The 11,886-nt window shown below is 41.9% G+C and carries 7 protein-coding genes and 1 pseudogene; 5 read left to right on the forward strand and 3 right to left on the reverse strand.

The genetic code is table 11. The features are described from left to right. The first annotated feature begins 114 nt into the window (after window positions 1–114). The 3 genes from H6G14_RS20915 to H6G14_RS20925 all read left to right on the forward strand — a co-directional run bounded on the left by H6G14_RS20915 (window position 115) and on the right by H6G14_RS20925 (window position 5,220). A complete protein-coding gene (locus H6G14_RS20915) occupies window positions 115–2,253 on the forward strand; it encodes a cation:proton antiporter domain-containing protein (RefSeq protein ID WP_190569223.1) in 2,139 nt (712 codons plus the stop codon). Window positions 2,254–2,754: 501 nt separating this feature from the next. Next, window positions 2,755–3,690 carry a UDP-glucuronic acid decarboxylase family protein gene (locus tag H6G14_RS20920; RefSeq protein ID WP_190569224.1) on the forward strand — a complete coding sequence of 312 codons (936 nt, stop codon included), beginning with the start codon at window positions 2,755–2,757 and terminating at the stop codon, window positions 3,688–3,690. 141 nt (window positions 3,691–3,831) lie between these two features. Further along, window positions 3,832–5,220, forward strand: coding sequence for a UDP-glucose dehydrogenase family protein (locus H6G14_RS20925; protein WP_190569226.1), 1,389 nt, complete (start codon window positions 3,832–3,834; stop codon window positions 5,218–5,220). A gap of 412 nt (window positions 5,221–5,632) precedes the next feature. On the opposite strand, the gene ybaK is transcribed toward H6G14_RS20925, so the two are convergent. Continuing rightward, a complete protein-coding gene (gene ybaK, locus H6G14_RS20930) occupies window positions 5,633–6,103 on the reverse strand; it encodes a Cys-tRNA(Pro) deacylase (protein WP_190569228.1) in 471 nt (156 codons plus the stop codon). Window positions 6,104–6,308: 205 nt separating this feature from the next. Beyond that, window positions 6,309–7,535 (reverse strand): PPC domain-containing protein, encoded by a 1,227-nt coding sequence (locus H6G14_RS20935; protein ID WP_190569246.1) that lies wholly within the window; start codon window positions 7,533–7,535, stop codon window positions 6,309–6,311. A 580-nt stretch (window positions 7,536–8,115) separates the two neighbouring features. Between H6G14_RS20935 and H6G14_RS20940 the strand changes: the two genes are divergently transcribed. Then, window positions 8,116–10,146: a serine/threonine-protein kinase gene (locus tag H6G14_RS20940; RefSeq protein ID WP_190569230.1), complete on the forward strand. Its 2,031-nt coding sequence runs from the start codon at window positions 8,116–8,118 to the stop codon at window positions 10,144–10,146. A gap of 16 nt (window positions 10,147–10,162) precedes the next feature. On the opposite strand, the gene H6G14_RS20945 is transcribed toward H6G14_RS20940, so the two are convergent. Beyond that, on the reverse strand, window positions 10,163–11,332 hold the full coding sequence (locus H6G14_RS20945; protein WP_190569232.1) for a cysteine desulfurase family protein: 1,170 nt from the start codon (window positions 11,330–11,332) through the stop codon (window positions 10,163–10,165). Between the two features lie 113 nt (window positions 11,333–11,445). On the opposite strand from H6G14_RS20945, the pseudogene H6G14_RS20950 reads away from it, so the two are divergent. Continuing rightward, window positions 11,446–11,781, forward strand: a pseudogene (locus tag H6G14_RS20950) (phospholipase D-like domain-containing protein); the annotation flags it as partial. Window positions 11,782–11,886 lie beyond the last annotated feature (105 nt).

Raw genomic sequence — 11,886 nt, forward strand, 5'->3', positions numbered from 1 at the left:
TTAGATTAAGGCTTTTTTATTTTTTACAGGGTAGCTTTCATAGTTATGTATGATTGATCGGACGATTACTTCAGGGTAATCCCCGCCTTACCGTCGCCCTTTCACATTCCACTTATGGAACCCTCATCACTAGTTCTTGCTCTAGAACAAACTTCTGAAGTTCTTGGCAAAGAACCACTTGTTCCCTTCGCAATTTTACTGGTAATCCTCTTAGTTGTACCCATCCTTTTTGAAAGGCTAAGATTACCAGGAATAGTGGGTTTAGTCCTCTCTGGATTAGTATTAGGGCCATCGGGGTGGAACCTATTCCACACAAAATCACCGATGATTAGTCTGCTGTCGGATATTGGCTTAGTGTATTTGATGTTTGTCGCAGGTTTAGAGGTAGACCTAGAATTGTGGCGACGGCGGCAAAGACGTGCTTTAGGGTTTGGCTGCGTTAGTTTTACTGTACCATTGTTGACTGGCACTTTGGTAGGAAGATTTTTTCACTTTGGTTGGAATACTTCCGTATTAATCGGCTCACTTTTGACTTCTTATAGCCTGCTAGCTTATCCTATTGTCAATCGTTTAGGTGTCATCAGTAATCAAGCAGTCACAATTACAATTGGGGCGACACTATTTACAGATATTAGCGCACTGATAGTATTAGCTATTTGCATTCCAGCTTTTCAAATGGGAATGTCAAATATTTACCAGATACTCTCAGTCTTAGGCTTGTTAATTATTTACTCCATTGTGATTTTAGTGGGATTTGATTGGGCTGGGAAGGAATTTTTTCGGCGTTCAGGAGATGATGAAGGAAATAAATTTTTATTTGTGCTACTCACCGTATTTCTAGCGGCTGTAGTAGCTCAAATGATTGGGATAGAAAAAATCTTGGGAGCTTTTTTAGCCGGTTTAGCAGTTAATGAGGCTGTTGGTGAGGGGCCTGTTAAAGAGAAAATAGTTTTTGTTGGTAGTGTCTTATTTATTCCGATTTTTTTTATTAACCTCGGCTTGCTGATTGATTTGCCTGGTTTAGTTAATAGTTTGTTTACTGTCCAGTTAACCTGTTTGATTGTCATCGGCTTAATTGCTAGCAAATTTATCGCCGCTTGGTTAGCCAAGGTTTTTTATGGCTACAGTTGGCAAGAAATGTTGACTATGTGGTCACTATCTATGCCCCAGGTTGGTACAACATTAGCTGCTACTTTCGTAGGGTATCACACAGGTTTACTGTCATCGGCGGTTTTAACTAGTGTTGTAATCTTAATGCTAATCACTGCAACCTTGGGGCCATTGATTACTAGTCGCACAGCTAGAGCTTTAACTACCGTATCCATTAACGAATCGGTGGATGCAAATCGGACTGAGCCACAGGTAATAGAAGCCCAAAATGGTAACTTTACTATCGTTGTACCTATTTATAATCCCCATACTCAACAATATTTGGTGGAAATGGCAGCATTACTGGCACGTCAAGCTCAAGGGCGAATCATACCATTAACGATCGCCACAGCTGCGGCTCAGATGGATGCACCCCAACTAGAAACAACGTTGCAAAGAAGTGAGCGATTATTAGCTAAAGCCACCAGCCAAAGTCAAGCCTTGGGTGTAGAAGCCTCGCCATTACTCCGCATTGATGATGCTTCTGCGCCGGGAATTAGTAGAGCAGCGCGTGAGCAAAAAGCGAATTTAATTGTTATGGGCTGGGGTAAACGGACTGGTTTAAGAGCGCGGTTATTTGGCAATGTTATCGATAATGTCCTGTGGTCGTCCCATTGTCCAGTGGCGGTAACACGTCTTGTAGAGTCACCCAAGAAAATTCAACGCATCCTCGTACCAGTGGAAAACTTAATCACACCAACATTACAACCTGTGCAATTTGCCCAGATGTTAGCAGAAGCAAATCAAGCCCAGGTGACAGTGTTGAATGTGTGCGATCGCCGCACAAGTTCTAGTAAAATTGCTTGGAGGCGATCGCAACTTGCTTTATTAGTATCTAAATTAGCTTTGCCCAACTCACCAGAAGTTCAAATTATTGCTCATGAAAATGCTGCTCAAGCCATTTTGCAAGCAGCGCGATTATATGACTTAGTAGTTTTACCCTTTATCCGTAATCGCACCAGTCCTGGGGGATTAGCTCTCAGTGATGTCACCACCCAGCTAGCCAGTCAACTCACCTGCTCCATCGTCATGTTAGGAGAACCGCAACGCCTGCAAACAGCTAATATCACGGCTGTAGCCCCTAACACTACGACACCAGTATAAACACCCCTACACCCTTACACCCTTAATTCCTGACCGAAGAGGCGGAGGGGCAGGGAGCAGGGAGCAGGGGGAGGAATCCCTGCCCGGTAGCCGTGAAGCGGAGCGAAACATGAAGAGAAGTCTGAGCGCCGGCTTCCGGCGATCAGAACTTCGGGGTACAAGCCTCGCCCTTACAGGGCGCTCTTGCTGGGTCGAAGTCTGAGCTTCAGTCCCAGTTTTCCCCCTTGCTCCCTGCCCTCTGCTCCCCTGCCTCTTTTGACAACCCACTCCAACAAGACTTTATTTTGTTGAAGATTTGATGAATTCTTGATCAAAAGACACAAATACTTCATGATGTTTGTTATTTTGCTAAGTGAATTAACAAAAATCTAAAGAAAATGTAAACACCCTAAGCAAAAATCTGGAATGAGTCTTATTCCTGCTGTATTGTCATATTTAGGCTAAATGGTTTAGAACCAATATCAAAAGCTACTAACAATATCTATAAGTAACTGGGAAAATATGAGAATTTTGGTGACTGGCGGTGCAGGATTTATTGGTTCCCATCTTATTGATCGACTGATACCTCAAGGCCATGAAGTTATTTGTTTAGATAACTTCTACACAGGCGACAAACGCAATATTCATAAATGGGCGAACCATCCCAATTTTGAACTCATTCGCCACGATATAACCGAACCAATTAGGTTAGAAGTTGATCAGATTTATCATTTAGCTTGTCCAGCTTCCCCAGTACACTATCAGTACAACCCAGTCAAAACCGTTAAAACTAACGTGATGGGTACACTAAATATGTTAGGGTTAGCCAAACGTGTCAAGGCGAGATTTTTCTTAGCATCCACCAGTGAAGTATACGGTGATCCTGAAATCCATCCTCAAACTGAAGAGTATCGGGGTAACGTGAATCCTATTGGTATCCGTTCTTGCTACGACGAAGGTAAAAGAATTGCGGAAACCCTGGCATTTGATTATTACAGACAAAATAAAGTTGATATTAGAGTTGTCCGTATATTCAACACCTACGGCCCCAGGATGTTAGAAAACGATGGACGGGTGGTGAGTAACTTTATAGTTCAAGCTTTACGAGGCACACCTTTAACAGTATACGGTGATGGCTCACAAACTCGCAGTTTTTGCTATGTTTCTGACTTGGTGGAAGGTTTTATCCGCTTGATGAATAGCGATTACGTCGGGCCAGTCAATTTAGGAAATCCTGGTGAATACACCATTCTAGAATTAGCGCAAGCTGTGCAAAATTTGATCAATCCAGATGCACAGATCAAGTTTGAACCATTGCCTGCTGATGATCCACGTCGTCGCCAACCAGATATTACAAAAGCCAGAACCTTACTCAATTGGGAACCAACCATTCCTCTACAAGAAGGGTTAAAGCTGACGATAGAAGATTTCCGCGATCGCATCAAGGGTGCCGTCTAGGATACAGGCTACTTAGGAGCCTGGGGTACTGTTCTCAAGTGCTAGCTAGGTATTTCAGCAACAGTACAACATAAAAAAGTGTAAATGTCATCTTGACAAATCTTTGTTTTAAAAGTAACCCCTAGTGAGGAGTTCAACAAAATGCGTGTTTGTGTAATTGGTACTGGTTATGTTGGCTTGGTAACAGGAGCTTGCTTGGCTCACATCGGACATGATGTGATTTGCATAGATAACAACGAAGAAAAAGTCAAGATCATGAAGGCCGGGCAATCACCAATTTTTGAGCCTGGACTTTCGGAAATTATGCAGTCGGCGATCCAATCCGGCAAGATTCAATTTTCCACTGATTTGGCAGCAGGTGTAGCCCACGGAGAGATTTTATTTATCGCGGTTGGTACACCACCATTACCCACCGGTGAAAGTGATACCCGTTATGTAGAAGCGGTAGCCCGTGGTATTGGTGCTAACCTCAACGGTGGTTATAAAGTAATTGTGAATAAATCTACAGTACCTATCGGTTCCGGTGACTGGGTAAGAATGATTGTTCTGGATGGGATTGCAGAACGGCAAAAAACCCTCGTAACCGCAGGTGGCGGTAGTGTTGAGGATAAATTACCTGAATTACCCCAGTTTGATGTAGTTAGTAACCCTGAGTTCTTGCGGGAAGGTTCAGCAGTATACGACACATTTAATCCAGACCGCATTGTTTTGGGAGGTAATAGCTCCAGAGCGATCGCGGCAATGCAGGAATTATACGCCCCAATTGTCGAGCGCAAATTTGCAGAAAATCAATCTTTACCACCAGTACCCATCCTGGCTACAGACCTCAGTTCCGCAGAAATGATCAAATATGCGGCCAATGCTTTCTTAGCCACTAAGATTAGTTTTATCAATGAAGTAGCTAATATTTGCGATCGTGTTGGTGCAGACGTTACCCAAGTCGCCAAAGGTATTGGTTTAGATTCCCGTATCGGCAACAAATTCTTACAAGCTGGTATTGGTTGGGGTGGTTCCTGCTTCCCCAAAGACGTAGCTGCACTCATTCACACCGCCGACGATTACGGTTATGAAGCCCAGCTATTAAAATCTGCTGTTAGCGTCAACGAACGTCAACGCTTGATTGCTCTAGAAAAACTGCAACAAGTCCTGAAAATTCTCAAAGGTAAAACTGTTGGTTTACTTGGTCTTACCTTTAAGCCCGACACCGACGACTTACGTGATGCACCAGCATTGAACTTAATCGAGCAATTAAACCGTTTAGGTGCTAAAGTCAAAGCCTACGACCCCATCGTTTCCCAAACTGGTATGCGCCACGGTCTTTCTGGCGTATTAGTAGAAACCGATGCTGAACGTTTGGCTGATGGTTGCGATGCGTTAGTACTTGTAACCGAATGGCAGCAATTTAGCGGTCTTGACTACGCCAAAATGGCCAAACTAATGAATAATCCCGTCGTCATTGACGGCCGTAACTTCCTCGACCCTGAGACTCTAGTACGCGCTGGATTCCAGTATGTAGGTGTTGGAAGATAGGTAAGTATCCTGTTTGCAAAAGAAGTTTGGGAGATTAAATAACTCTCAATACCGCTTAGTATTTCTAGGCGGTATTCAATTTTTTATAGTTGTTAACGGTTGACAGACTTAAAAGCTTTGTGTTGTCAGGGTTTTATCTTAGCTTAATGTCCTAATCTATCTGGCTACGGCTATAAGGGACTTCCAACTAAAAAAATATCCCATCGCTGTGTAGGCAGGGGAGCAGGGGGCAGGGAGCAAGAGGGATATGATCTGAGTAAATTGGATAATTTATTTTCTGGAAGTCTCTAACTTACGAAAATCTCCACTAAGCTAATGCGCGTCTAAATTGCATAACTACTAATAAGGGCTATTAACTGTCAACGGTCAACGGTCATCACGACGGGTTGTGTTTAAAAACACAATAGCTTGACTAATCTTGTACAATAGCCCCTACAATACCATTAACCGCAGATAAATAATCAGATGGGTTCAGCAAAATTAGCATTCCTCGCATCCCACCAGAAACCGTAATTTGCTCAAACAGGGTTGCTGTCTCGTCAACATAGGTGGGATAGCTTTTTTTACTAGCTAAAGCTGTGACACCACCACGGATATAACCTGTTAGCGGCTGTACTTCCTTCAGTGGAACCGTTTCAATTTTGCGATTTCCAGAAATCCGAGCTAAGGCTTTTAAGTCTAAATGAGCATTTCCAGGTAAAACAGCAAAACAGATACCTGTTTGATCACCTCTGACTACTAGGGTTTTAAAAACTTGTTCTGGAGGAAGACCGACTTTTTGGGCTGTACTTTCAGCCGCCAAATCATCAGGATCTACCTCATAGTTGAGAATTTCATAGGTAATGCCTAGTTTATCCAGTAGTCGAGCCGCATTAGTTTTCATTGTATTAATAGTCGCTATCAGCCACACAAATACCTTTACATTTAATACCGTTCGTAGCAGTGCGCTGACAATGAGGACAGAGAACTTTTTCGTCCTCTGTTTCTTGATTGGTATTTATATTACCGCTTGCCTGTAATTTATCTTTTTCCACAGTTATAAAAGATTTCCCATCACACAGTTTGGTTTTTTACCTCGTTCTACTTATTTAGAAAAGAGTCAATCGATATGTGCCACGGTTATTGGGATTATTGGAAGTAACAACTATATAGTAGGTATCATCCTCAGGCAATCTAGCTCGGTCAATTAAAGCACTATAAAGGCCATCTTGATTATTATCCGCAGCAATAGTCTTTCCTTGAGAATTCAGCAAGACTATATAGGGAGAAAACTCTTCATTGATGCTATCTGCACGAATACTTACAAGCTGATTTTTTTTGCCTTGAAACTGAGACACATTATAAGCACTGCGATTTTGCTTAATGGTTGAGCTTTGAGCATTCAGTTCCACAGATTCGTCTAGGATATAGCTGGCTCTGTCATTTCTGAGAGCTAAACTGTAGCGTCCTGTATCACCAGGGTTGCGACTAGTTACTGCAATTGTGTAAGTCCCTTTGACAGGTAATCTTACAAAGACAAACGCATCCTTAAGATCACTATTTGTCCCAACACTACCTCTTTTTAAGATCACTTTATTATCAGGATCAAGGAGAAACATAAACGGACTTAGACTCAAATTGCTGGAGCGGCGTGAATCAGTGCTACCACCCAGCCTGATTTGGAGTAGTTGGTTTTCTCTTCCCTCGAATTTATAAAAATGAAAATATCTTCCTTGAGACTGAAAATCACCTTTAGAAAGTATACCAAAAGCGATATCTACGAAGTTAATATCTCTAAAAGGTAGGTTAGACGGGGAAACAGGGGAAATTTTGGCAGTCGAATTGCGGCTACCTGGATTTGTAGCTGATTGACGACTTCTTTGCGGTGAAGCAGAGTTAGTTTGTCTAGAATTAGAGCTTGACGGTGTGGATGTTCTAGAAACCGAGTTAGTTTGTCTTTGCTGAGAAGTTGGGTTGGAATTTGACGGTGTAGATGTTCTAGGCGCAGGATTACTTTCTCTAGTTTGGGGGGTTGGATTAGAGGCTGTTGAGTTGGGTGATTCACGAACGGGAATGGGTGACTCGATTGATTGCTTGCTTTGTTGTTGTTGAGTTGCAGGCGGTGGAGAAGTAGGGATTTGCTCAATAGCTTGTTGTACTGCTTCTGGTTGTCTTTCGTCTGGGGTCTTGGCTATTATCAGTTCTCTAGAGTTCTCACGGATATCTAAAGCCTTTATAGGCAAAGTATAGTTTGCAACTACTAAGGCACTGCTCACGGAAACAATCAAAGCTAGATTAAATTTGAGCCAAAAATTTTTGTTCTTCTGTTCTGTCATCATTTCACCCCTCATTACTGCTAGTATTGAGTTATTTGTATAACTTAAGATAGATAACCTTATATACTTTTAATGCTAAACAATAGCCAACTGTGGGCAAATTTTGCTTTAACACGTTTATTGTTATACTATGAAAGAAACTTTATATACAAAAGATACTACATTTTTAGAATCACTAACTTTACTATACTTTATTAACAACATATAGCTATATAGGACTACCATTTAATTGGTGAATTATACGTAGGGGAGCTAGTGTGTTGGACGAAGAAAAGTCTGAGCGGAGGTTTCCTCTGATCCAAAACTTCGTGGTTTTCCGGCACTCGCGCAAATGGCGTTGGGCAATATCCAGCAAAACCCTGAGATGGTGGGCATTGCCTGCCCTAAAGATACTTACGTTTGTTCAATGAGCAAATCGCTTTTCTATCAGGTATCAACTGTTTTAAAAAAAAATCTTTTCTACTTTAAATCCCTGAGTTACATCTATATAAATTTTCTGATGGAATATTATGCACCAGATTGATAGCAAAACTATAACTGTTGGATTAATATATACTCAAACTGTACACGGATTCCCAGTATGCTTTGCTGTTTGAATCCTAATTGCTCCATGCCTCAAAATCCTGATGGCCAAATGTATTGCCAAAGCTGCAATACACAATTGATACCCTTATTAAGGGGGCGTTATCGCATTATCAAGGTGCTATCGGATGAAGGTGGATTTGGGAGAACATATCTATCAGAAGATATAGATAAATTGAACGAATTGTGTGTAGTTAAACAATTTGCACCCAAAGTTCAAGAAAATTCAGCTATGAAAAAAGCCGTTGAGTTATTTAAACAAGAAGCTCAACGCTTGCAACATTTAGGAGAACATCACCAGATTCCTACCCTGTTAGCTTACTTCGAGCAAGATAATTATCTATTTTTGGTGCAACAGTTTATTAATGGAAACAATCTATTACAAGAATTACGTCAAGGAGTGGTTTACAACGAAAGTACAATTGTCGAATTTCTCTTAGATTTACTCCCTGTATTGAAATATATTCATGAGCGTGGGGTAATTCATCGAGATATTAAGCCACAGAATATCATCCGCCGTCAGAGTGATGGGGGATTAGTGCTAATTGATTTTGGTGCTGCCAAGCAGCTAAAAGCGACGATGCAGACTCAATTGGGAACCACTATTGGCTCGCTCGGTTACACCCCAATTGAACAAATGCAGTATGGCAAAGCTTACCCAGCCAGTGATTTATTTAGTCTGGGTGCGACTTGCTTTCATCTGTTGACGGGGATTAACCCATCTAATTTGTTTGTAGAACAAGGCTACAGTTGGGTTGAATCCTGGCAGCAATATTGGAACACTTTAGATTCCGAGAGAAAAGAAGGTGAATATCTAGTTAAGGTTTTGAACAAGCTGTTAGAAACGGATATTCAAAGGCGTTATCAATCGGCTGATGAAGTGATGAATGATTTGATCAAGCAGCGATCGCTACTCTCACGATTAAAAACTACAATACCAAAATCTGCTATCTTTTCCACATCTTGGTCAGCATCAACTTCATTAACCGCGTCTACAACCAAAAAACAAACTCGGAAATTACTCAATGGTAGGTTCAAACAACAACTCCTGATAAATACCATGAGTGCGCTGTTAGGTTTAGTGGGCGTTGGGCATTTACAGTCTCTCCCGCAGCTAATTACTAAATTTTCCGAAATTTCTACTCAACCCTACACTCTTAAAGGTCATGCCAGCGATGTAAATTCCGTTGCTTTTTCTCCTAATGGAGAATTCCTAGCTAGTGGCAGTGATGACAAAACTATTAAAGTTTGGAATTTAAAAACTAAACAGAAAATTCATACTCTTCCAGGGCATTCTGGATGGATTTGGGCTATTGCTTTCTCCCCAGATGGAAAAACTCTTGCTAGTGCAGGTGCTGATAAGACAATAAAATTGTGGAATCTGGCAACTGGCAAAGAAATTCGCACTCTGAAAGGGCATTCTCAGGGAGTAGCTAGCGTTGCCTTTAGTCCAGATGGCAAGACTCTAGCTAGTGGCAGCTTAGATAAGACTATCAAACTGTGGAACCTCACAACAGGCAGAGAAATCCGCACTTTGCAAGAACATTCCAGTGGTGTTGCCAATGTAGCTTTTAGTCCAGATGGCAAAACTCTTGCTAGTGGCAGTTGGGATAAAACAATTAAATTATGGAATCTCACAACCAGCAAGGTAATTCGTACCTTGGAAGGACATTCCGACTTGGTGATATCTGTAGTCTTCAATCCAGATAGTCAAACTCTTGCCAGTGCTAGTAAGGACAAAACCATTAAATTGTGGAACCTGTCAACAGGAAAGACCATCCGCACCCTCAGAGGGCATTCTGACAAGGTTAATTCTGTTGTCTATGTACCAGGAAATAGCACAGTTCTTGCCAGTGGCAGTAATGACAACACAATTAAACTATGGGATTTAACGACAGGAGAGATAATCCGCACCTTAAAGCGCGATTCTGGATACATTTATTCCGTAGTCATTAGTCCTGATGGGCGTAATCTTGCTAGTGGCGGTAGTGCTGAGAATATTATCAAAATTTGGCCAATGAGTTGGTGAATGAGTTTCCATTTGATTAATGATGAATCACTAATTCTCCTGGTACCAACCTCTGTAAGATTTGTTTTAAGACCATCGCCGTCCAATCTACATCGGCTGCTGTAGTCTCACGCCCTAATGTCAACCTAATTCCTCCCAAGGCGGCTTTTGTTGAGTAACCCATTGCCAACAATATGGGGCTGGGACTAAGTTTACCACTATGACAAGCTGCGCCCGCACTAATGCCAATACCGGCAAGGTTTAAATGACGCACTAAGGTTTTACCACTGAGTTTTTCTCCGTCGGCTTGTTCAAGATAGAAACTTACATGATGGGGTAGACGATTTTCTCTGTCGCCGGTGGGGATTAAACCGGGGACATCTGCTAACTGGGCAAATAAGCGATCGCGCAATTTCATTAAACGTGGTATCTCTATAGATAATTCCTCGGTGGCAATTTCGGCGGCGACACCAAAACCGGCAATGATTGGGACTGCTTGCGTACCAGAACGTAATCCCCTTTCTTGTCCACCACCATTCAATAAAGGCAACAATTCCACACCAGGACGAATATATAGCGCCCCCACCCCTTGCGGCCCGTATAGCTTGTGACTAGAAAGACTGAGTAAATCTACAGGTAGTTGCTGCACATCTATAGGTAAACGTCCCACTGCTTGCACTGCATCTGTATGGAACAACGCCCCATGTTGTTGAGTTATCTTACCTAACTCTGCAATTGGTTGGACTGTGCCAATTTCACTTTGACCGTAAATCACAGAAACTAAAACCGTGTTATGTCGTAACGCAGCTTTTAAATCTTCAGGGTTAACTCTCCCAATATTATCCACACCCAAGCGGGTGACTTCCCAACCCCATTTTTCTAGTAAGTTGGCAGGTTCGCTAATAGCAGAATGTTCCACACTAGAAATAATGATATGTTGCGGCACATTTTGCATTCTGACAACACCCATAATGGCTAGGTTGTTGGCTTCTGTACCGCCAGAGGTAAAAATAATTGATTCGGGATTGGCAGCGTTAATTAACCCTGCTACCTGCACTCTTGCTTGTTCTACAATAGTGGCTGCCCGTTGTCCCCATTCATGTAGACTAGAAGGATTCCCCCACTGTTGAGTCAGGACTGATTGCATAAGTGCGATCGCTTCTGTACAAGTGGGAGTAGTAGCACTGTAATCTAGATATATTTGCATATAAGGCAAGGGCAGGGGCAGAGGGGAATAAATACTGACTGTTGACTATGGATTAATCATCAATGTGGGAATTATATATATGTCTATTCCCATCCCACTTGTAGCAGATTAACGTGCAGATTTTCCCAGCATTTAGGAATTTTTGGGTATTTTTTTTGATAGTGGCGATCGCAGCCTGTCAAAAAGTCCAATCTCACAATAATCGTCCTGCACCTCTACCGCAAGACTCATTTGTGAAAGTTTACTTTAATCAATCTGAATCCTCCGAATATCGAGAACCTTACCGTCAACAAACTCGACTAGGAGATAACTTAGAACAGCAGATTGTTGACGCTATTTCCCAAGCTAAATCTACTATAGATGTAGCAGTACAAGAATTGCGTTTACCGAGAATCGCCCAAGCCCTCAAAGACAAACAAAAAGCGGGAATCAAAGTCAGAGTCATTTTATAGCCTTTCTCAGTCTGGTGAAGTACAGTAACAAGAATGGGTAAACCAATTATAAATATCATTTAACGAAACTTGATTAAAAGCACTTTCAATTGCTTTTGCTAA

The organism is Nostoc parmelioides FACHB-3921 (assembly GCF_014696625.1).
In the GTDB taxonomy this organism is placed as follows: domain Bacteria; phylum Cyanobacteriota; class Cyanobacteriia; order Cyanobacteriales; family Nostocaceae; genus Trichormus; species Trichormus parmelioides.

Excerpts from the sequence above, each read along its gene's own strand:
- H6G14_RS20915 (WP_190569223.1), top strand. The coding sequence starts at position 115 with ATGGAACCCTCATCACTAGTTCTTGCTCTAGAACAAACTTCTGAAGTT.
- H6G14_RS20920 (WP_190569224.1), top strand. The coding sequence starts at position 2,755 with ATGAGAATTTTGGTGACTGGCGGTGCAGGATTTATTGGTTCCCATCTT.
- H6G14_RS20925 (WP_190569226.1), top strand. The coding sequence starts at position 3,832 with ATGCGTGTTTGTGTAATTGGTACTGGTTATGTTGGCTTGGTAACAGGA.
- ybaK (WP_190569228.1), bottom strand. The coding sequence starts at position 6,103 with ATGAAAACTAATGCGGCTCGACTACTGGATAAACTAGGCATTACCTAT.
- H6G14_RS20935 (WP_190569246.1), bottom strand. The coding sequence starts at position 7,535 with ATGACAGAACAGAAGAACAAAAATTTTTGGCTCAAATTTAATCTAGCT.
- H6G14_RS20940 (WP_190569230.1), top strand. The coding sequence starts at position 8,116 with ATGCTTTGCTGTTTGAATCCTAATTGCTCCATGCCTCAAAATCCTGAT.
- H6G14_RS20945 (WP_190569232.1), bottom strand. The coding sequence starts at position 11,332 with ATGCAAATATATCTAGATTACAGTGCTACTACTCCCACTTGTACAGAA.